The organism is Gilliamella sp. LMG 34361, from assembly GCF_984569075.1.
Window position 1 is genome coordinate 827,832 of sequence record NZ_OZ474903.1, and the last position, 23,139, is coordinate 850,970.

General features: G+C 37.2%; 17 protein-coding genes. 10 read left to right on the forward strand and 7 right to left on the reverse strand.

Annotation, left to right across the window (positions count from 1 at the left end):
• Positions 1 to 44: 44 nt before the first annotated feature.
• From garL to AC5LXI_RS03980, 3 genes are all read left to right on the forward strand, one after another.
• Complete coding sequence (gene garL, locus AC5LXI_RS03970) at positions 45 to 815, forward strand: 2-dehydro-3-deoxyglucarate aldolase (protein WP_493443620.1); 771 nt, start codon at positions 45 to 47, stop codon at positions 813 to 815.
• 36 nt (positions 816 to 851) lie between these two features.
• Positions 852 to 1,733, forward strand: a complete 882-nt coding sequence (gene garR, locus AC5LXI_RS03975) for a 2-hydroxy-3-oxopropionate reductase (RefSeq protein ID WP_034900830.1) — start codon at positions 852 to 854, stop codon at positions 1,731 to 1,733.
• Between the two features lie 62 nt (positions 1,734 to 1,795).
• On the forward strand, positions 1,796 to 2,944 hold the full coding sequence (locus AC5LXI_RS03980) for a glycerate kinase (protein ID WP_493443621.1): 1,149 nt from the start codon (positions 1,796 to 1,798) through the stop codon (positions 2,942 to 2,944).
• Positions 2,945 to 2,992: 48 nt separating this feature from the next.
• Here AC5LXI_RS03980 and AC5LXI_RS03985 read toward each other — a convergent pair whose 3' ends face one another.
• Positions 2,993 to 4,996 carry an OPT family oligopeptide transporter gene (locus AC5LXI_RS03985; protein ID WP_493443622.1) on the reverse strand — a complete coding sequence of 668 codons (2,004 nt, stop codon included), beginning with the start codon at positions 4,994 to 4,996 and terminating at the stop codon, positions 2,993 to 2,995.
• Between the two features lie 227 nt (positions 4,997 to 5,223).
• Here AC5LXI_RS03985 and mazG point away from each other — a divergent pair, with 227 nt between their 5' ends.
• Both mazG and AC5LXI_RS03995 read left to right on the forward strand, forming a co-directional pair.
• Positions 5,224 to 6,021, forward strand: coding sequence for a nucleoside triphosphate pyrophosphohydrolase (mazG, locus tag AC5LXI_RS03990; RefSeq protein WP_493444247.1), 798 nt, complete (start codon positions 5,224 to 5,226; stop codon positions 6,019 to 6,021).
• Positions 6,014 to 6,454 (forward strand): hypothetical protein, encoded by a 441-nt coding sequence (locus AC5LXI_RS03995; protein WP_034900816.1) that lies wholly within the window; start codon positions 6,014 to 6,016, stop codon positions 6,452 to 6,454. The genes mazG and AC5LXI_RS03995 overlap by 8 nt, the downstream gene beginning before the upstream one ends.
• A gap of 78 nt (positions 6,455 to 6,532) precedes the next feature.
• On the opposite strand, the gene AC5LXI_RS04000 is transcribed toward AC5LXI_RS03995, so the two are convergent.
• Both AC5LXI_RS04000 and gltB read right to left on the reverse strand, forming a co-directional pair.
• Positions 6,533 to 7,945, reverse strand: coding sequence for an FAD-dependent oxidoreductase (locus AC5LXI_RS04000; protein WP_493443623.1), 1,413 nt, complete (start codon positions 7,943 to 7,945; stop codon positions 6,533 to 6,535).
• A 14-nt stretch (positions 7,946 to 7,959) separates the two neighbouring features.
• Positions 7,960 to 12,417 carry a glutamate synthase large subunit gene (gene gltB / locus AC5LXI_RS04005; protein WP_493443624.1) on the reverse strand — a complete coding sequence of 1,486 codons (4,458 nt, stop codon included), beginning with the start codon at positions 12,415 to 12,417 and terminating at the stop codon, positions 7,960 to 7,962.
• A 395-nt stretch (positions 12,418 to 12,812) separates the two neighbouring features.
• Between gltB and AC5LXI_RS04010 the strand changes: the two genes are divergently transcribed.
• Positions 12,813 to 14,000, forward strand: a complete 1,188-nt coding sequence (locus tag AC5LXI_RS04010) for a BaiN/RdsA family NAD(P)/FAD-dependent oxidoreductase (RefSeq protein WP_493443625.1) — start codon at positions 12,813 to 12,815, stop codon at positions 13,998 to 14,000.
• Here AC5LXI_RS04010 and AC5LXI_RS04015 read toward each other — a convergent pair whose 3' ends face one another.
• Positions 14,001 to 15,422 carry a sigma-54 interaction domain-containing protein gene (locus tag AC5LXI_RS04015; protein ID WP_493443626.1) on the reverse strand — a complete coding sequence of 474 codons (1,422 nt, stop codon included), beginning with the start codon at positions 15,420 to 15,422 and terminating at the stop codon, positions 14,001 to 14,003.
• 257 nt (positions 15,423 to 15,679) lie between these two features.
• On the opposite strand from AC5LXI_RS04015, the gene dokD reads away from it, so the two are divergent.
• Genes dokD through AC5LXI_RS04035 form a run of 4 tightly spaced genes read left to right on the forward strand, consistent with a single transcriptional unit; the run spans position 15,680 to position 21,119 of the window.
• The gene (gene dokD / locus AC5LXI_RS04020) at positions 15,680 to 17,077 is read left to right on the forward strand and encodes an ornithine/lysine decarboxylase DokD (RefSeq protein ID WP_034900801.1); all 1,398 of its coding nucleotides are present in this window, start codon (positions 15,680 to 15,682) and stop codon (positions 17,075 to 17,077) included.
• A 55-nt stretch (positions 17,078 to 17,132) separates the two neighbouring features.
• On the forward strand, positions 17,133 to 18,545 hold the full coding sequence (locus AC5LXI_RS04025) for an APC family permease (RefSeq protein ID WP_034900800.1): 1,413 nt from the start codon (positions 17,133 to 17,135) through the stop codon (positions 18,543 to 18,545).
• A gap of 18 nt (positions 18,546 to 18,563) precedes the next feature.
• Positions 18,564 to 19,670: an alanine/ornithine racemase family PLP-dependent enzyme gene (locus AC5LXI_RS04030; RefSeq protein ID WP_034900798.1), complete on the forward strand. Its 1,107-nt coding sequence runs from the start codon at positions 18,564 to 18,566 to the stop codon at positions 19,668 to 19,670.
• A 54-nt stretch (positions 19,671 to 19,724) separates the two neighbouring features.
• Positions 19,725 to 21,119 (forward strand): amino acid permease, encoded by a 1,395-nt coding sequence (locus AC5LXI_RS04035; protein ID WP_493443627.1) that lies wholly within the window; start codon positions 19,725 to 19,727, stop codon positions 21,117 to 21,119.
• A gap of 125 nt (positions 21,120 to 21,244) precedes the next feature.
• On the opposite strand, the gene AC5LXI_RS04040 is transcribed toward AC5LXI_RS04035, so the two are convergent.
• The 3 genes from AC5LXI_RS04040 to trmD all read right to left on the reverse strand — a co-directional run bounded on the left by AC5LXI_RS04040 (position 21,245) and on the right by trmD (position 23,139).
• Positions 21,245 to 21,850: a MarC family protein gene (locus AC5LXI_RS04040; protein WP_086360548.1), complete on the reverse strand. Its 606-nt coding sequence runs from the start codon at positions 21,848 to 21,850 to the stop codon at positions 21,245 to 21,247.
• A 154-nt stretch (positions 21,851 to 22,004) separates the two neighbouring features.
• Positions 22,005 to 22,355: a 50S ribosomal protein L19 gene (gene rplS / locus AC5LXI_RS04045; protein ID WP_034900792.1), complete on the reverse strand. Its 351-nt coding sequence runs from the start codon at positions 22,353 to 22,355 to the stop codon at positions 22,005 to 22,007.
• A 31-nt stretch (positions 22,356 to 22,386) separates the two neighbouring features.
• Complete coding sequence (trmD, locus tag AC5LXI_RS04050) at positions 22,387 to 23,139, reverse strand: tRNA (guanosine(37)-N1)-methyltransferase TrmD (RefSeq protein ID WP_065577644.1); 753 nt, start codon at positions 23,137 to 23,139, stop codon at positions 22,387 to 22,389.

Sequence of the window (23,139 nt, forward strand, 5' to 3'; positions counted from 1 at the left end):
AACTATTATTATCAAAAATAACTCGATAATTTAAAAGGTAAATTATGAAAAAAATAACCTGCCACAACCAATTTAAACAAGATATGCTAGAACGTAAAAAACTTATTGGTTGTTGGGCTGCTTTAGGAAATCCAATTTCAACAGAAATACTTGGTTTAGCTGGTTTTGATTGGTTGTTACTCGATGGTGAACATGCAATTAATGATGTTACCACATTTGTACCGCAATTGATGGCATTAAAAGATAGTAGTAGTGCACCAATAGTTCGTCCTGCTTGGAATGATCAAGTTTTAATTAAGCGATTACTTGATATTGGGTTTTATAATTTCTTAATCCCCTATGTTGAAACAGTAGAACAAGCCAAATCAGCAGTAGCTTATACCCGTTATCCACCTGAGGGGGTAAGAGGGGTTTCTGTTTCCCATCGTAGTAATGGCTTTGGCACTATTACTGATTATTTTACCAAAATTAATCAAAATATTTGTGTTGTGGTACAAATTGAAACTCAACAAGCAGTTGATAATGTTGAAGCAATAACTGCAGTTGATGGTATTGATGGTATTTTTGTTGGGCCAAGTGATCTCTCTGCTTCATTAGGTCATTTTGGTAATCCTAAGCATCCTGAGGTGCAAGCCGCGATAAAACATGTTTTTGATGTCGCTAAAGCACAAGGTAAAGCATGTGGTATTTTGGCACCGATAGAAGCTGATGCTCATCATTATATTGATATGGGGGCAACATTCGTTGCTGTAGGTAATGATCTAGGTTTATTAAGAAGTTCAACCCAAGCACTAGCAGATAAGTTTTTAAAGTAACGAATATTATTTTAGTCGTAAAAAAAGGAGAGTAAAATGAAAATTGGTTTTATTGGTTTAGGTATTATGGGTAAACCGATGAGCAAAAACCTGTTAAAAGCAGGTTATTCATTAGTAGTTTGTGATAAAAATCAATCTGCAGTGGACGAAGTAGTGGCTGCAGGGGCACAAAGTGCCGTAAATGCTAAAGAAGTCGCTAAACTTTGTGATGTGATTATTACCATGTTACCAAATTCACCGCATGTAAAAGAGGTTGTATTAGGTGAAGATGGGATAATTGATGGTGCTAAATCTGGTACTACGATTATTGATATGAGTTCAATTGCGCCGTTAGCAAGCCGTGAAATTCATGATGAAGTCGTTAAAAAAGGTTTGGCAATGTTAGATGCGCCAGTGAGTGGTGGAGAACCTAAAGCAATTGATGGTACTTTATCGGTCATGGTAGGTGGTGATAAAGCTATCTTTGATAAACATTATGACATAATGAAAGCCATGGCTGGTTCAGTGGTTTACACTGGTGAAATTGGTGCTGGTAATGTAACTAAATTAGCAAATCAGGTCATTGTTGCTTTGAACATTGCTGCTATGTCAGAAGCATTAGTCTTAGCAACTAAAGCTGGCGTAAATCCAGAATTAGTTTATCAAGCAATTCGCGGTGGATTAGCAGGAAGTACTGTACTAGATGCTAAAGCACCAATGGTTTTAAATCGTAATTTTAAACCTGGTTTCAGAATTGATTTACATATCAAAGATTTACAAAATGCTTTAGATACCTCTCATGGTGTTGGAACATCATTACCATTAACTGCATCTGTAATGGAAATGATGCAAGCCCTTAAAACTGATGGTCTGGGTGATTGTGATCATAGTGCATTGGCACGTTACTATGAATCTTTAGCAAAAATAGAAATTAAATAACTAAGCTTAAAATTGAGTATGGCGACATACTCAATACTTTGACTAATTGCATAAGGATAGATATGAAAATTGTCATTGCTCCTGATTCTTTTAAAGAAAGCCTAAGTGCTATTGAGGTTGCTAGTATAATTAAAAATGGATTTTTAAATGTATACCCAAAAGCTGAATATTTTTTGATTCCAGTTGCTGATGGCGGTGAAGGTACTGTTGATGCAATGGTTGATGCATTAAATGGTAATAAAATCACAGTATCGATTACCGACCCATTAGGTGAAAAAGGTTTGGCTTTTTATGGTATTTCAGGAGATGGACAAACAGCGGTAATTGAAATGGCCGCAGCAAGCGGTCTTGAACGAGTTCCAGTTAATAAACGAGATGCGAAAATTACGACCTCATATGGTACTGGAGAATTAATCAAAGACGCGCTCAATAAAGGTTGTAAAAAATTTATTATTGGCATTGGCGGTAGTGCTACCAATGACGGCGGCGCTGGTATGTTACAGGCTCTAGGTGTCAAGCTTCTTGATAAAGCTGGAAACCAAATTGGTTATGGTGGCGCTTCATTAAGTGAGCTTGATAAAATTGACATCAGTGAAATTGACCACAGAATTAAATTCTGTGATTTTGAAGTTGCTTGTGATGTTACTAACCCTTTAACCGGTGCGAATGGTGCTTCATTTATATTTGGCCCGCAAAAAGGCGCGACACAAGACGATGTTCGTTTACTTGATGAAAATCTCAAACATTTTGCTCAAGTAATAAAACGTAGTTTTAATATGGATATTGAATTTGCCCCAGGGACGGGAGCTGCTGGTGGAATGGGGGCAGCTTTATTAGCATTTATGAATGCTAAATTAAGACCTGGAATTGAAATCATTACTGAAACACTAAATCTAGATAAGCTTATTTCTAATGCTGATTTAGTTATTACCGGTGAAGGGCGATTAGATTACCAAAGTATCAATGGTAAAGTCCCTGTTGGGGTTGCTAGTATTGCCAAAAAATATCAAAAACCAGTAATTGCTATTGTTGGTAGTTTGGGCGACAAGGCCGAAACCATTTATCCTTATGGTATTAATGCTATGTTCAGTATTTTAAGTAAAGTTGCGACTTTATCGGAAGTACTAGAACCAGCAACGGCAAAAGCGAATCTTTATCAAACTTCGATGAATATTGCCTTAACACTTAATTTAGGCTGTAACCTTAAATAATTATAAATACCCTTTATTAGTCTTCTAATAAAGGGCATCATAATAATATTATCGTTTAATTACTGAAAGAGCTCTGCGAATAAAAAGCCAACAAATAAGGATAAATACAAATAAACCTAAATACTGTGGTATATTTCCTAGATTATTAAATATTGCAAGTGGCGCATCGCTTCCACCATTAGTTATACTCACTACAATGACTACCGCTAAGATAACCCCAATTAGACTTTCACCAACGATTAAGCCTGATGCAATTAAAGCTGCTTTGCGATCCACTTTTTTAAACTGTGCCTTTGGATCTAGATTATTTTTCTTGGCGTTAACATAAGTATAACGTTTAATAATCCATGATAATAATGTACCAGCAAAAATTGGTGTGGTGACACTAGGCGGTAGATAAATTCCTAATCCGACAGCGAGTGCTGGTAATCTAAATTTCGCGTGGTGTTTTGCTAAAATTAAATCAGTGATAATAATTATGACTCCTAATACTAATCCAATAAAAATCATAGTCCAATCAAGTTGATGCGAAAAAATTCCTCGTGCAATAGTTGTCATTAGCGAAGCTTGAGGGGCGGCTAGAACTTGTGAAAGATCCATATCACTACGTGGTACAGCACCGGTGAAACCATAGGCGTGATATAAAGTCTCTAAAATAGGCGCTATAACTAAAGCACCAACCAAACAACCAATTAATAAAGCAACTTGTTGTTTCCATGGGGTTGCATTGACTAAATGACCCGTTTTTAAATCTTGTAAATTATCATTCGATATACAAGCTATTGCTAAAACCGTACTTGTCGTAAATAGGGCTAATGCGGTAGCAAAATTCGATCCTTCAATCGTTGACAACATACCATTAACTTCACCCAGTCCTAATAAAATAAGCGAAACAACAATAACTGCAACTATCGCAATACCAGACATTGGGCTTGCTGATGAACCAACTAAACCAGCCATATATCCGCAAGCAGCGGCAACTAAAAAACCCATAATAAAAGAGAACAACACTGCGCAAGCAACTAATGAACATGCCACGCCAGTTGATAAACCACTATCATCAATAAAGGAATAAAAAGTCGCAACTAAAATGACTAACATTGCTGCCATAATTGAAAAAATCCATTTCGGAGACAGATCGCGTTCTGCTGTAGGGACGTCTTGTATCGATACATCTGAACGTAAGGTCTTAAAAGAAATTTTCAATCCTTCAATAACGGGTTTTATTAATGAAAACAGTGTCCAAACAGCTGAAATAGCAATAGTTCCTGCACCAATAAAACGGATATCAGTATCCCAAAATTGCATAGCAACTTGAGATAACGGTAAACTTGTATCATAACCATTTATTGCGGTTAGAATAGGTATACCAAACACCCAAGCAATGATTGTTCCAATCAGTATTGCAATACCTGAAATAATACCTATTAGATAACCTGCACTTAATAAAGCTAAAGAAAATCCTAAAGGAATTTGAAATATTGCCTTGCCCGCTGAAAACCAATAAGCTGAGCTTCCTGACAGCAATTTAAATCCATTGGTAAATAAACTGACTAAAGACGCAATTATTCCGCCAAATAAAATATCTTTTAGTCCATCATTAGCATCATTACCTTCGGTCTTTGACCCAGCTTTTAATATTTCCGCAGCAGCGACCCCTTCTGGATAAGGTAGATTACTTTTGACAACCATGACATGTCGAAGCGGTATAGAAAACAACACACCTAACATACCACCAGCCAAACATACAGCAAAGGTCAACAAAAATGGAAAATGATGCCAATATCCCATCATTAATAAGCCGGGTATAACAAAAATAATTGAAGATAGTGTTCCTGCTGCCGAAGCTTGCGTTTGAACCATATTATTTTCAAGAATGGTTGAATCAGGGAAAAGACGTAAAATCGCCATAGAAATAACGGCCGCAGGAATAGCAGATGAAAAAGTTAAACCGACTTTTAAGCCAAGATAAACATTTGATGCCGTAAAAATAATTGTTATTAATGCACCAAGAATAATCCCTCTAAATGTAAGTTCTCGTAGTTTATTCATGTTTTTAATGTGATTTTAGTTGAAGTTAAACGTATTATATACTTAATTAGATTTATTTGTGTGTAAAACTGTTTGTATCCAGTGTTTTTCTGTTTTTTGGTTTGTTTTTAAATGAAATTATTTTTTATTAAATTTTGATTTTTTATTGTTTAGTTCTTAAAGCATTACTATTTTGTTTTGAAACCATTACAATGCTATTTAACAATGACTACTTTGTGAGAGATATCGTGAGCCAATTAGAACGTTTACAAGCTATTACTAAACAATTACGAAATCCAATTAAAGGTTGCGAATGGGACCGCAAACAAACTTTTGATTCATTAAAATCATATACTTTAGAAGAAACTTATGAAGTCTTAGATGCCATAGAAAAAAAAGATATGGTCGAACTTAAAAATGAACTGGGTGATCTACTATTTCAGATTGTTTTTTATGCTGATTTAGCGAGTGAACAAGGTTTATTTAATTTTGAAGATATTTGTCACTCTGTAGCTGATAAGCTAGTTAGTCGTCATCCACATATTTTTTCAAATGATACAACTATTAAACCAAATTGGGAACAACTTAAACAACAAGAACGTGATAAACGAGAACAATATTCGCTATTAGATGATATTCCCAATGCTATTCCGGCATTAATGAAGGCTGAAAAAATACAAAAACGTTGTGCATCTGTCGGCTTTGATTGGACTGAACTACAACCAGTTATAGGTAAAGTTAAAGAAGAACTTAATGAAGTTGAACAAGAATTAGCACAATCAACTATTGATGAATCAAAAGTTACAGAAGAAATGGGCGACCTGTTATTTGCTACCGTCAATTTGGCAAGACATCTAAAAGTTAAATCAGAGTTATGCTTACAAAATGCTAATAACAAGTTTATTAGGCGATTTAAACAAGTTGAATTGCTACTAAAGCAAAAAAATCGCAATTTAGTTGATGCAACACTTGAAGAAATGGAAGATGCATGGCAAATTGTCAAGCGAACAGAAAAATCATCTAGCGAAGTAAATAAAAATGACTGAACAAAAAAATGAATTATATCAAGAAATAGAGGCTTGGTCTCAAAATGCTATTTTACATAGCCCAACTTGGAGTATTAATCAATTGGATTATTCTGAAAAGAGTATTACTGTTGTTGAAATGATTATTGGTGAAATGGCAGATAAAAGCTTTGGTCTTCCTGAAGAACAACTCAATATGATATCACAAGAATATGGCTGTTATCTGTTACTAACTGCACATAAATTATATGGTGGTCAGTTCTATTGGAATCAGGAATTTGAACAACCAATGTTAATTTGTTGTGAGCCCGACGCCACTATTGCGTTATTAACATGGAATAAAGTAAAAGGACGTTTATTGGGTGATAAAACCGATCATATTGCTTATTTTTTGGATGAATTTGGTAAAGCTACTTTTCAACCAGAAAAAGGCACTCAACGTGTCTATTTATAAAAAATGACTTATATTTCATAAATAAACCCGCCATAAATTAGCGGGTTCAAATGTTGAATTGGAATTCAAGCGTCGTTTTTAAACTTCTAAGTAATCCAAGATTCCTTCAGCAGCTTTACGCCCTTCACTTATTGCCGTAACGACTAAATCAGAACCACGCACAGCATCTCCGCCAGCAAAGATTTTGGTATTCGAGGTTTGATAACCTTTGCTTTCTGGGGCAATTATCCGTCCTCTATCGTCAAAATCAACTCCATGTTCAGCTAACCACGGCATCGCATGCGGTTTAAAGCCAAATGCCATTACCACCGCATCCGCCGGTAACACAAATTCTGAGCCTTCAATAATCACTGGTGAGCGACGACCTTTCGTATCGGGTTCGCCAAGCTCTGTTCTCACCATTTTTACGCCAGTAACATGCCCTACATTGTTAATTTCAATACTCAGCGGTTGTACATTGAATTGGAACTGCACGCCTTCTTCTTTGGCATTTTTAACTTCACGTTTAGAACCAGGCATATTAGCTTCATCACGGCGATATGCACACGTCACTTCAGTCGCACCTTGACGGATAGACGTTCTTACGCAGTCCATGGCAGTATCACCACCGCCTAATACCACGACACGTTTATTTCTCATATCTACATAAGGCGCATCGTCAGTTTGTTGGTGCTGCATAATATGTTTCGTATTAGCAATTAAAAATGGTAATGCATCATAGACACCATCAGCATCTTCATTTTCAAGCCCGGCACGCATTGATTGATAAGTACCAGCCCCAACAAAAACGGCAGCAAACTCAGCAAGAAGATCGGCTAATTGTACTGTTTTACCCACTTCAGTATTAAGGTGGAACTCAACGCCCATTTCGCTAAAGACATGTCTCCGATGAACTAAGACCTCTTTATCTAATTTGAAGGCTGGAATACCGAATGTTAATAAACCACCAATTTCAGGATGGCGATCAAAAACGACAGGGGTGACACCATTACGTACTAAAACATCAGCACAAGCCAAGCCGGCAGGGCCAGCGCCAATAATTGCGACTCTCAACCCGGTTTTTTCCACGTTAGAGAGATTTGGTCTCCAGCCCATTTTAAAGGCTTCATCAGTAATATAACGCTCAATACTACCAATAGTTACCGCACCAAATTCAGCATTCAAAGTACAAGATCCTTCACACAGACGATCTTGTGGACAAACTCGACCACATACCTCAGGTAAACTATTAGTTTGATGAGATAATTCAACTGCTTCTAAAATTTTGCCTTCATTGATTAATTTTAACCAATTTGGAATGTAATTGTGGACTGGACAACGCCATTCACAATAAGGGTTACCACAAGCAAGGCAACGATCTGCCTGTGCTTGAGATTGCGAAGCTGAAAAGCCTTCATAAATTTCTACAAATTCAATTTTACGAATGTTTAGCGATTTTTTAGGCGGATCGACACGTTGTAAATCGATAAACTGATAAACATTTTGACTCATATCGTGTTTTCTCCTTACTGTGCCTGAACACGTAGTTCAGCTGCTGACCGACTACGGTGACCTAATAATGCTTTAACATCGCTAGATTTTGGTTTAACTAATACAAATTGTTTAGCAAAATCTTCCCAATTAGCTAATATTTCTTCAGCCCAAGTAGAGTGAGTTAGTTGTGCGTGCTCCATAATTAAACCACGTAGATGCTCTTCATGAATTGAATAGTCAGCAACATCTAACATTTCGACCAACTCTTTATTGATTCGCTTATGTAAATCACCATCAGTATCTAAAATATAAGCAAAACCACCGGTCATACCTGCACCAAAGTTAACGCCTGTTTTACCTAAAACACAGACAATACCGCCAGTCATATATTCACAGCCATTATCACCAATGCCTTCAACCACACTTATAGCGCCTGAGTTACGCACTGCAAAACGTTCACCTGCTCGGCCAGCAGCAAATAATTTACCTCCAGTGGCACCATACAAACAGGTATTACCAGCAATGGTCGCTTCATGGCTTAAAAATGCCGAACCTTGTGGTGGACGAATGACAATACGACCGCCAGCCATACCTTTACCAACATAGTCGTTAGCATCGCCAGTAAGCGTTAAATCAACACCGCCTGCATTCCATACACCAAAGCTTTGTCCGGCAGTACCGTTGAAATTCAATGAAATAGGGGACGTGACTAAGCCTTGATCGCCATATTTTTTAGCAATATAACCAGATAAAGTTGTACCAACAGAACGATCAGTATTTTGAATGTCAAAGTAGAAACTTTTACTTTGACGATTATCCACTGCTTGTTGTGCTTGGGTTATAATCTCTTTATTCAGCACACCTTTATCAAATGGTTTATTGTCTTCAATACAGTGAACCGGTTTACCTTCTATTGGGGTTGCCGTTTCAAGCAAGCTTGATAGATCCAATTTCTGTTGTTTTGCTGTAATGCCATCAAGTTCAAGAAGTAAATCAGTACGACCGATCAAATCAACGATTCGACTAACGCCTAGTTCTGCCATAACTTCACGAGTATTACGAGCAATAAAACGGAAATAGTTCATGGCTTTTTCTGGTAGACCGTGATAATGCTCACTACGTAACTTCTCATCTTGAGTGGCAACACCGGTTGCACAGTTATTAAGATGACAAATACGGAGATATTTACAACCCAATGCCACCATTGGTCCAGTACCAAAACCAAAGCTTTCAGCACCTAAAATTGCCGCTTTAACAATATCGGCACCAGTTTTTAGGCCTCCGTCAACTTGTAAGCGTATTTTATGACGTAAACCATTAGCAACTAATGATTGTTGGGTCTCAACTAGACCAAGTTCCCAAGGAGAGCCGGCATATTTAACCGAAGTTAATGGACTGGCTCCTGTACCACCGTCGTAACCTGAAATAGTGATTAAATCAGCATAGGCTTTGGCAACACCGGTTGCGATAGTACCTACTCCTGGTTCGGACACTAACTTAACTGAGATCATCGCAGTTGGATTAATCTGTTTCAGGTCAAAAATCAATTGCGCTAAGTCTTCAATTGAATAAATATCATGATGCGGCGGTGGTGAAATTAATGTCACACCCGGTACAGAAAAACGTAATTTTGCAATATAAGGTGTTACTTTATCACCTGGTAATTGACCACCTTCACCCGGTTTTGCACCTTGGGCAACTTTGATTTGAATCACGTCAGCACTCATTAAGTAACCCGGTGTTACACCAAATCGGCCGGAAGCCACTTGTTTGATACGTGATACTTTGATGGTGTTATAACGGGCAGGATCTTCACCGCCTTCACCAGAATTAGAAAAACCACCTAAGGTATTCATTGCTTCAGCTAATGATTCATGCGCTTCTGGACTTAATGCACCAATTGACATAGCTGCCGAGTCAAATCGTTTAAATAATGACTCTTCAGGTTCCACCTGATCAAGTGCGATAGCTGCGTTTTCAGGTGGATTAAGTTTTAATAGATCTCGCAAGGTTGCAGCTGGTCGATTATTTACGATATCTACATAGCGCTTATAATCTTCATAATTACCATTATTTACCGCTTTTTGTAGTGATTGTACTACATCAGGATTGTAAGCATGGTATTCACCGCCATGTACAAATTTTAATAAACCACCTTGTTCTAATGGTTTACGCCGTAGCCATGCTTTCTTAGAAAGATTGAACTGATCTTGAGCAAAATCATCAAAATTGGCACCACTAATACGGCTTGTTACTCCTTGGAAGCAAAGTTCAACTACTTCTTCATTTAGACCTACGGCCTCAAATAGTTTAGAACAGCGGTAAGAGGCAACAGTTGAAATGCCCATTTTGGACATGATTTTGTATAAGCCTTTATTAATACCATTGCGATAATTAAGAATAGCTTCTCGATAAGACTTATTCACAGTGCCATTATCTACCATTTGAGCTAGGGTTTCATAGGCTAAATATGGATAGATTGCTGTTGCACCAAAGCCAAGTAACACGGCGAATTGATGTGGATCTCGACAACTTGCTGTTTCAACAATGATATTGGCATCACAGCGCAAGTTTTTTTCCACTAAACGTTGTTGTACGGCACCGACCGCCATTGGCGCAGGAATCGGTAAACGATCAGGGGCAATATTTCTATCTGATAAAATCAGTAATACTGTTCCTGCACGTACTTTTGCTTCGGCATCACCACATAATTGTTCAATTGCGTCACGTAAACTGCCGTCAATTTCATATGTGATATCAAGCGTTTCTGATTTGTAATAACGTGATTCTAAAGTAGTTAATTGTTTGAAATCAGAATGAACCAATACTGGATATTTAAATGCAACCCGATGTGCCTGACCTTCTGCTTCGGCAAATACATTCATCTCACGACCGATACTAGTCGACAGTGACATGACATGTGCTTCGCGTAATGGATCTATCGGTGGATTGGTTACCTGAGCAAATTTTTGTCGGAAGTAATCATAAATTAAGCGCGGACGGCTTGATAGCACGGCAAATGGTGTATCATCACCCATTGAGCCAGTTGCTTCTTGACCGTTTTCACCTAAAACGCGAATACATTGGTCGAGCTCTTCGGCACTATAACCAAATTGTTTTTGGTAAGTTGCTAGTAATGTATCATCATAATCACGAGAACCGATATCATCATCAGGAAGATCTTCAAATGGGATCAGACGTTTTACATTTTTAGCCATCCACTCTTTATATGGATGACGTTTTTGGAGATCATTATCAGTTTCTGAAGATTGTAAAATGCGACCTTCTTCAGTATCAATTACCAGTAATTCGCCCGGACCAACTCGCCCTTTGGTGACGACTTCATCTGGTTGATAGTCCCAAATACCGATTTCTGAAGCACAAGTGATGAGTTTATCTGTAGTAATAACATAACGAGCAGGACGTAAACCATTACGGTCTAAGTTACAAGCAGCATAACGACCATCTGACATAACAATACCAGCAGGCCCGTCCCATGGCTCCATATGCATAGAGTTAAAATCAAAGAAAGCACGCAGATCTTCATTCATATCAGGGTTGTTTTGCCATGCAGGTGGTACCAATAGACGCATAGCACGGACAATATCCATACCGCCGACTAAAAATAGTTCCAGCATATTATCTAGCGAGCTTGAATCAGAACCGGTGACATTAACAAACGGTGCCGCATCTTGTAGATCTGGAATCAATGGTGTTTTAAATTTGTAAGATCGCGCTTTTGCCCATTGGCGATTCCCCTCAATGGTATTAATTTCACCATTATGGGCTAAATGTCTAAATGGTTGCGCCAGTGGCCAACGTGGTACAGTATTGGTTGAGAAACGTTGATGGAATAAACAGATTGCGGTTTCCATACGAATATCAGCCAAATCTAAATAGAATCGAGGTAAATCCTTTGGCATACATAAGCCTTTATAGATATTAACCTGATTTGAAAAACTACAGACATAAAACGTATCATCTTGCACTCGTTTTTCAATACGACGGCGAACCATATATAGACGGCGTTCTAAATCGATTTTGGTCCAACCCGCCGGGGCATTGACAAATACTTGTTCAATTCTTGGTAATGATGAGAGTGCGATTTCACCAAGCACACTTTTATCAATTGGTACTTCACGCCAACCTAAAACATATAAGGTTTCTTCTGCTAGCTCCTCTTCGACAATTTTACGGCTAGCTTGAGCTTCTGCTTCATCTTGACTTAAAAATAGCATGCCAACGGCATAATTAGCGGCTAAGCGCCAACCGGCGTCTTCGGCGACTAATCGGAAAAATCGATCAGGTTTTTGCATTAAAAGACCACAGCCATCACCGGTTTTACCATCCGATAATATAGCACCACGGTGTTGCATGCGAGCAAGTCCGTGAATTGCGGTACGCACCACTTTATGACTTGGTTGCCCTTCAATGTGAGCAATTAAACCAAATCCGCAGTTATCTTTTTCATGATGCTGGTTATATAACATATCATTGCCTCAAATTCATCGTTATTATTTTTTGTGAAGGTATAGGCATTAATCCCATATTAGGTGTGAAGGTAATTAAAAATAGGTTTTAGGTCAAATAAATATTATTTATAAGTCAATATTTTAATCACTTAACCCATATATATTAATGAAGCTTATATCTTGTGTTAAATGATTGTTTTTATTGGTTTTAAATTTTTTTTAAGATTAAGGCTATTTAATTTAAAAATTTTTTCATAATAAGAATTAATATCTGATTAAAAAAAGTTTGAGGAAAGGGGTTTTTTAGCCATAAAAATTGACTATATTTGCTGATTTTTTCCAAAATCAGGGAGTTATAATCACCAGATTTATGCTGTTATAATAGATTATCGATTATTGGTTATAGATGAAATATGCAAACTAAAATTACAATTATAGGTGCTGGAGCTGCAGGGCTTTTTTGTGCTGGTCTGTTGGGACAACAAGGTCATGATGTGACAGTCATTGATAACGGTAAAAAATTAGGTCGTAAAATCTTAATGTCTGGCGGTGGTAAATGTAATTTTACTAACCTAAATGTTGAAGCTACCCATTATATTTCTCAAAATCGCCATTTTTGTAAATCTGCTTTAAAACGGTTTAGCCAATGGGATTTTATCCAACTGGTTAATCAATATGCTATTGCCTATCATGAAAAAGATCATGGTCAGCTATTTTGTGATAATTCAGCGCAAGATATTGTCGATATGTTGGTCAAAGAATGCCAAAAAGGACAAGTTAAATTTATGTTAAAAACACAACTTGAAGATGTTGTTGAAGAACAACAAGGATTTAAGTTATCTACTTCACAGGGGTGTGTTTATACTGATAAATTAATTGTGGCAACGGGTGGACAATCTATGCCTGCACTTGGTATGACCGCTATTGGTTATAAAATTGCTGAAAAATTTTCTATCCCAGTGGTATCTGTAAAAGCAGGGCTAGTGCCGTTTACCTTACATAAACCTTTGTTAGCTGTATTATCGACGTTAGCAGGAATTGCGTTACCAGTTGAAGTATCGAATGAACGCATTAGTTTTAAAGAGAATCTATTATTTACCCATCGAGGATTATCTGGACCAGCTATTTTACAAATATCCAGTTATTGGCAAGCAGGAGAAGCCATTATGATCAATTTATTGCCTGACTTTAACTTTGAGGATGATTTTAAACCTCTGTTAGATAATAATCGTAATCAAAGTCTCAAAAATTGTTTAGCACAAATATTACCTAAGCGGTTAATTGAAGCGTTAATGCAACTAAATTTGATTGTTGATTCAACTGTTAAACAGTTAACTCCTACTCAGCAACAAGCGCTGTATCAAACATTAACAACATGGAATGTAATACCAAATGGAACGGAAGGTTATCGCACCGCAGAAGTAACTTTAGGTGGGGTAAGTTGTGATGCGTTATCCTCAAAGACGATGGCGGTAAAAAATCAGCCTAATCTCTACTTTATTGGTGAAGTTGTAGATGTAGCCGGTTGGCTTGGTGGTTATAATTTCCAATGGGCTTGGAGCAGCGCATTTGCCTGCGCCCAAGCCTTGAGTCAAGTATAATCAACTATCAATAACACCCATTTGGATATGATATTTTTTCACTTTATATTGTAATGTCGTTCGTGAGATATTGAGTAATTTTGCCGCAGTAATAATTTTACCATTGGCTTGATTTAATGCATCAATGATAAGTTGCTTTTCATAGTTTTCAACTTGTTCGGTTAGATTGCCGGTTATCTCTTTAATATTTGGCTTTTCAAGCTTAGCTTCTTCTTGTGAAGAAGGGCTTGGAAGGTCAAATAACTCGTCATCAAGAACAATTTGTTGTAATTCTCCTGGCTCATTTTGTAAAACCATACTACGGACGATAGCATTCTCTAGCATTCGTACATTACCTGGCCATGGAGCTGACATTAATTGCTGCAATGCATGTTCACTGATGCCGCTGATCACCATATTGACATCAGTTTTATGTTTATCGATAAAATATCGTGCCAATACAGGGATATCTTCTTGTCTTTCCCGTAAGGCTGGAAGTTTAATTAAACCAACATTTAATCGATAAAATAAGTCACTGCGCATTTTACCGCTTTTTAACAATTCCGCTGGAGACTCATTCATCGCCGCTACAATTCGTACATCGGCATGTTGCTCTTTATTACCGCCTAAAGGCCAATAAGTTTTTTCTTGCAAGAAGCGCAATAGTTTACTTTGCATATCAAGTGGCATTGCATTAAGTTCATCAAGAAATAAAGTTCCACCATTAGCCAGTTCAAGATAACCTTGGCGATTTTCAGCACCGGTAAAGGCTCCTTTAACTGTCCCAAATAACGTACTTTCAATCAATGTGGTTGGTAAAGCGCTACAATTTAGTGAAATGAATGCTTTATCGCGGCGTTGACTGGTTTGATGAATTAAGCGAGCAAATAGCTCTTTCCCTGTACCAGTTTCACCAACAATTAATACCGGAACATCATTACTGCCTAAAATATTGGTTTGATCGATAACCTCTTGCATTTTGTTCGACGCAAAAACAATTTCCGGTAGCGGTTGTTCTTTATTTTGATATAACTTTCTATTAAGGCGAAAAACTTGATCTTGTAACTGCCTAACATTGGATATATTTCGACCTATTTCAACCGCACCGATAATCTCTTTATTATGATTATAAAGCGGTACCGTTGTATGTTGATAATCGACTAACTTGCCCACATGATTAAAGTAAGTTTGATAAGTATCTTGATATTCTTTACCTTGTAAAGCTTGTAGCATAGTACTATCTTCTTTTTTCAAATTAGGGTAAACTTTAAGCATTGGTTTACCGATGGCTTGCTCCATTGAATAACCATCAAGTTCTGCGCTTTCCTGATTGTAATAAATATATTTACCTTCTTTATCAATAATGGCCATTGGCTGATGTATTAGATCAAAAAAATGTTTAAATATTTCCAATGCTTGTAATAATTCAGGATCAATTATCATGATTCTAAAGCCTTTTAAAAATGGATTATTGTTAAGTATAGCTAGCGTTGATTTAAATATCTTTCAAGTATTACTAAAAATAGTGACAAATTTTCGTCAGAAAAACGTATTTCTTACTAAATGACTAGTATTTTATTTGTAATTATTTCGTTAAGATATTGATTATTTGTGTTTTTATAAGTTGGCACGTTGATTGCATTGTAAGTGAGTAATCTTTTTTACTTACCTTTTTTATGTACTAATTAACTGGAGGTCATATGTCCGACACAATTATGTCAAATTATAACAAATTACGTACCGATCTAATAACAAAAGATCGTCGTTTCAGTGCGCAAAACGGCAAACTTTGTTTTGACGGTGTGAATTTGGAAGAATTAGCCAAGAAATATCCAACACCTTTTTATGTATTTTCTGAAAAAGAAATCGATCGTAATATTCAGGAAATCAAAGATTCGTTCAAAGCTCATCCAAACACTAAAATTTTCTATGCATCAAAAACTTGTTCAGTAATGGGTGTTCTTAAAGCGATTAAAGATGCAGGTATCTATGCAGAAGCGAACTCAATGTTTGAAGTGCGTAAATGTTTAGAAATTGGTTTTCCAGGTAGTCAAATTGTTTTCAACGGTGTGGTTAAAAAACCGGTTGATTTAGAATTTGCCATCCAAAACGATCTTTACATCATCAACGTTGATAGCTTATATGAATTAGATATCATCGATGAAATTTCACGTCGCTTAAAGAAAGTAGCCAATGTTTGTGTGCGTGTTGAACCAAATGTTCCATCAGCAACTCACGCAGAATTAGTTACTGCTTATCACGCTAAATCAGGTATCGATTTAGAACAAGCTGAAGAAACTTGTCGTCGTATTCTTGAAATGCCTTATGTACATTTACGTGGTTTACATATGCACGTGGGTGACCAAGTGCCAGAAGCAGAACCATTTGCTAAAGCAACCAAAGTATTAGTTGATGAATCACGCCGTTTAGAAGAAGTTTTAGGCATTAAATTTGATTTAATCAACGTAGGTGGTGGTATTCCAGTTCCTTATAAATACGATGATGAAAATGGTAATCCATTACAAGACAACATGTATGCTGGTATTACTGCACAAGATTTCGCTGATGCGGTAATTAGTGAAGTTCACAAATGGCGTACAGACGTTGAAATCTGTATCGAACCAGGTCGTAAAGTTACCGGTTCAGCAGGTGTGCTTTTAACTGAAGTTGCTTGTGAAAAACGTAAAACTAACTACGATTTAGACGGTAACATTGAAGAACATGTTGAATGGAAATTTGTTGATGCTGGTTATAGCGTATTATCTGACAGCCAACACTTTGATTGGTTCTTCTATGTTTATGATGCGTCAAAAATTACTGAACAACATGATGAGTACATTAAATTAGCTGGTCCATTATGTGATGGTGGTGACTATTTCCATGTTGGTGTTAAAGGTGAAGAATTCTTATTACCTAAAGATACACAAATTGGCGATATCATTGCTTTCCTTGATGCTGGTGCTTATACCATTGAAAGCCAAACCGTTTATAACAATCGTCCACGTACAGCTGTTGTTATGATCGATAAAGAAGGCAAAGACCGATTGATTCGCCGTGAAGACACTTACGAGGATATGGTTGGATACGACGTGTATTAATCATGAGCTATCTGGGGCACTTAGTGCTCCAGATATTATAATGTGAGGTTATTTTATGAGTGATTCTAAAGATTCAAGTTTACTTGGTATTAAAGACATTGTGTTTATGAATGTCATTGCGATTCTAAGTTTACGTCAAATTCCTAATGTTGCTCCTTATGGAGCGTCAGCAATGGTGCTTTGGCTACTTGCTGCATTTTGTCTGTTTTTCCCATTAGCTATGGTTTGTGGTGAACTTTCTACTGGTTGGCCAAAAGATGGTGGGATATTTGTTTGGGTAAAAGAAGCGTTTGGTAAACGAATTGGCTGGATAGTAGTCGTTTGTTTCCTATTTTCATGCGTGCTTTTCTTCCCACTTATGTTGCAATTTGGTTTTACTGCAATTGGTTACATGTTTAGTCCTGAATTAGCGCAAAATCAGGTGTTTATTGGTGTTGGCTCCATGGTGGTATTCTGGGTCTTAACATTAATGAATATCAAAGGGATGAAATGGACTAAAATCATTAACAGTGTTAGTGCTTGGTTAGGGGTATTTATTCCTGCTGCTATTATCGTGTTATTAGCTATTGTCTGGTTAATGACAGGTCACCCAATGGCAACTGATTATAGTCATGTTAGTGATTGGATTCCAGATTTAAGTAGCTGGGATACTATTGTATTTTTATCAAGCATGATGTTCGCTTTTGCTGGACTTGAAGTTGCACCAATGATTGCTGGTCGTACTCGTGATCCACAACGTGACTTCCCTAAAGCAATGGCAGTATCTGCAATTGTTATTGTCGGTATCTATATGATCGGTACTTGGGCAATTAATACTTTATTACCTGCTGCTGATACTGATATTGTTGCCGGTGTAATGCAAGCGATGGAAGCTGCCGCTCAAGAGTTGCATATGCCTTGGTTATTACCTGTGATGGCAATCTGTTTATTCTTTGGTGCATTGGGTCAAATTAACTCATGGTTAGTTGGTCCTATCTATATGTTACAAGAAGCATCAAAAGAAGATAATTTACTTGGCGAACGTATTGGTCGTTTACATCCGGTATATCAAACACCAGCATTTGCTTTAGTTATCCAAGCAATCATTGTAACGGTACTTTGTTTCTCAACATTTGTATCACCAAGTATTGCTGCTGCATATTGGATGTTAACTGCATTAACAACCATTTGTTACTTTATCCCTTATTTAGTGATGTTTATTGCTTACTATCGCTTACGTATTACTCAACCAGATGTACCACGTAGCTTTAAGATCCCAGGTAAAGTATTACCAATTGTTTTACCAGGTTTAGGATTCTTATCTACATTATTTGCGGTGATCTTAGTGTTTATTCCACCAGCACAAATTGATATGGGTGGATATGTTGAGTATATCGCGAAAATTGTTGGTGGTGCAGTGCTTGCAATTGTATTAGCTGAATGGATATACCATCGCGCACAAAAACGTAATCGCTTGCAACAACAATAAGATATAGAGGAGTAATTTATGTACAAACCTATATTAGAAATTGATTTAGGTAAATTAAAAGACAATGCTCGTGTTGAAAAAGAGCTACTAGCTAAACACGGCATTGAAGTAATGGCAGTAAATAAAGTCTTTGACGGTTGTGTGGAGACCGCCAAAGCGGTACTTGATGGCGGTATTGATGTTATCGCCGAATCAAGAACCTACAATTTGAAGAAACTTAAAGATGCTTTAAATTGTAAAACTTGTTTACTACGTAGTCCTTGTTTAAGCGAGATCAGCGAAGTAGTTAAATATGCTGATATTAGCTTGAACAGTGAAAAACAAGTTATCCAAGCACTTTCTGATGAAGCGGTAAAACAGCAAAAAGTCCATCAAGTTTTATTAATGGTTGATATGGGTGATTTGCGTGAAGGTATTTGGTTTGAACATGTAGACGATATTATCGAAACGGTCAAACTGATCCTTTCTTTACCCGGTGTTGAACTTTATGGGCTTGGTACTAACTTTAACTGCTATGGTACGGTGCTACCGACAGTGAAAAATGGCGTAGATTTTTTACACATAGCACGCAAAGTAGAAGAAGCTTGTAATATCAAGATCAAATATCTATCTGCTGGTAACTGTACAAGTTACCATCTACTTGATAAAGGGATCTGGCCAGAAGGGCTTAATCACATTCGTATTGGTGGTTTACATGAGTTTGGTATTGAGTATGTCGATATGAAATATCTTGATGAGTTTCATCACTCAAACAAACCTGTCGAGAAAGCTTGTAGTGACATGTATAAATTATATGCACAAGTTATCGAACTTAATAGTAAACCTACCGTGCCTGTTGGTGAATTAGGTGTTGATGCCTTTTTGAACAGCAAAACCTTTGTTGATCACGGTACTCGTAAACGAGCTTTACTTGCTTTTGGTCGTCAAGATGTGCCGGCGGAAAGCTGTGTACCGGTTAATGATAACATTACGGTATTAGGTCAAACGAGTGATCATACTATCGTTGATATTGAAGATGTTTCTGAAACATTGCGAGTTGGCGATATGATCGTTTTTGAGCTTGATTATACAGCTCTGCTTATGGCTTGCCAAACCAACGGCGTAGAAAAACGATTTGTTTATTAATATATAACTGCTGCTGGGTAACCAGCAGCTATTATTGATTACTAGGCGGTTTATATGGCAACATCAGAATCTCAAGAAAGTCCTTATCCCAGTACCTTAAAGAAAAACTTAAAGAATCGTCATTTATTGATGATTTCATTAGGTGGTTCAATTGGTACCGGATTATTTATTGGTATTGCAGCGCCACTTAGCACGGTTGGGCCTTTAGGGACCATTATCGCGTATCTACTTGCCGGCAGTATTATGCTGTCAACCATGCTTTGCTTAGGTGAACTTTCTTGTGCATTCCCTCATGCAGGGTCTTTCCAGCATTATGCATTAATGTTTATTCCACATCCTATCTGGAGTTATACTATTGGCTGGTTATATTGGTTAAGCTGGGTACTATCTATGGCTGCTGACTTAACAGCGGCGTCTATGATTGCTCATCAAGTTTTTTCCTCTATTCCTATCTACATTCTTAGTCTAATTATTCTAACTGTTATCACTTGTGTTCATTTAACCTCTGTTCGAGCTTTTGGTGAAAGTGAATACTGGTTTTCAACGATTAAAGTATTAGCTATTATTGCGTTTATAGCAGTTGGTCTATATCTACTTTATCAACAATATAATCAAACACATGTATTACCAACCTTCAAGACAGAGCAGGGCTGGTTTCCTAATGGATTTTTATCAATCTTTGTCTGTATGACTATTGTGACTTATTCATTTCAGGGGGTGGAATTAATTGGTAGTGCCGCCGGTGAAGCGCAATCACCTCAAACGGTATTACCGAAAATTATCACCGGTGTGGCGTTTCGGATAATTTTGTTTTATGTGTTAGCGATTGCCGTGTTAGCACTGGTATATCCCTATGGTACAACACATGATGAAATTAGCCCATTTGTTTGGGTATTCAATAAAGCAGGGATAACCTTTGCATCTTATGCAATGCTGTTTGTTATCTTTTGCGCGGCGATTTCGGCTGCTAATTCGGCAATTTATGCTAGTTCTAGAATGTTATGGTCGATGGCCCAGGATAATTTAGCGCCAAAATCTTTTTCAGAAGTGAATAAACGTGGCGTGCCAACCAAAGGAATATTATTTATTGCTATTATTGCTTTAGTTTCGCTATTTTCCAAGTATATCGCAGCTGAAAAATTATACCTCTATTTAGTAGCAAGTACCGGGCAAGTTGGCTGTTTTGCTTGGATTATTATTGCTTGGTGTCAGTATCAATTTCGCAAAGGAGTAAATGAAGGTAAATACAGTAAAGATATGATTAAATTTAAATCCCCACTATTTCCTTGGTTAGCGATGATCTCCATTACCGTTAACATTATTATTATTGTTGGCGTCTGGTTTGGTGAGTCAGGGCATTTTATTTTATTATCAGAAGTGCTTTTAATTTTTGTTATCTTGAGTTCATACTACTTTTTCAAAAAACGAAAAGTTAAGTTAGATAACTAAATAGATTAATCATATTCATTATATATGTAATCACCTAATGATTAATTATCGGTGATTACATACAATCAAATATTAATATTTGCTGACTATACGCAAATTTTATTTCTAAACTATTATTAGCCAAATTATTTTAAGAATGCACAGACGCCTGTAAATACCACTTGCGCTGCAATAGCCGATATTAATAACCCCGTTAGTTTTGATAGAATAGCAATACCTGTATTTTTTAATACTTTAGCAATGCTTTTAGCGCATAATAGCATGGCATAAATACCACTAGAGGCAATTAATAGAGAAATTGCACCAATCAAATTTTGCATAATACCAACTGAACTTGTGCCCATTACAATAATTGTACCGATTGATGCTGGCCCCATACATAATGGTATTGCTAGTGGTACGACACTAATATCATCATCGTCACTATGAATTTTATTTTTTTCCGGTGAATCATTCATTAAAGCAACAGCGGTAATAAACAGTAATGCTCCCGAGCCAATTCTAAACGCATCGAGTGTAAAACCGAATACACTAAACATGGCATTACCAAAAAAGAATAGCACAATACCAATAATGAACACCGCACACGATGTTTTAAGTGCCGTTTTACGGCGTTGTGCTTCATCATACTGCTTAGTGCCACTTAAAAATGCACTTAGCACAGCTGGTGGCGTCATCAATGCAAATAACTTGGTTGTGGTGGCAAGAATCTCAACAAGATAGTTGTCCATAGTGTTACCTTTTTTTATCACTAGAAGTTGCTTGAAATGTGTCAACGATTGTTGGCGGGAATGAACTATAATACTCATAAAAACGGTCACCATAAAGGTGACCTTTTTAATTGGATATATTTTAATTAGTTTATTAAATATGAACCAATTGGAATTAGTTAAGGCGCTCTTTGATACGCGCTGCTTTACCACGAAGTTCGCGTAAGTAGTAAAGTTTAGCTTGACGTACTTGACCACGACGTTTCACAGTAATTGAATCAACAATTGGTGAGTGAGTTTGGAATACTCGTTCAACACCTTCGCCATTCGAAATTTTACGTACTGTAAATGCAGAATGTAAACCACGATTACGAATAGCTATAACTACACCTTCATATGCTTGAAGACGTTTTTTGTTACCTTCAACAACCCATACTTTAACTTCTACCGTATCACCCGGGCGAAAAGACGGGATGTCTTTTTTCATTTGTTCTTGTTCTAATTGCTGAATAATTGCATTTTTCATAATTTTGTCTCTTACTAGTTATACTGAAATATTATTGGCTCGGTTTATCACGATATTCCTGTTGGAATTCAGCGAGTAAACGTTGCTCTTCATCAGTCAGAGCTAGATTTTCAAGAAGATCTTCTCTTCTCAACCAAGTTCGTCCTAGTGATTGTTTTAATCGCCAACGACGAATCGCTTCATGGTGACCAGACATTAATACATCGGGCACCGCCATTCCATCTAACACCTCTGGACGAGTATAGTGAGGGCAATCAAGTAAACCGTTAGCAAAAGAGTCTTCTTCTGCTGATGATTCATGATTTAATACACCCGGAATAAATCTGGCTAATGCATCAATCATTGTCATCGCCGGTAATTCACCGCCACTTAACACGTAATCCCCAATTGACCATTCTTCATCAATTTCGGTTTGGATAACGCGTTCATCTATACCTTCGTATCGTCCACAAATCAAAATCAATTTTTGATATTGTGACAACTCGCAAACTCCCTGTTGGTTTAATTTGCGCCCTTGTGGGGAAAGATAGATTACTTTAGTATCTTCACCTGCTACAGCTTTGGCTGCATGAATCGCATCTCTAAGTGGTTGTACCATCATTAACATGCCGGGACCACCACCATAAGGTCTATCGTCGACAGTCTTATGCTTATCATGCGCAAAATCGCGCGGGTTCCAATAATCTACTGTTAACAGCCCATTTTTAACGGCTCGACCAGTTACGCCATAACAGGTAATAGCTTGGAACATTTCGGGAAAAAGGCTAATTACGCCAATCCACAT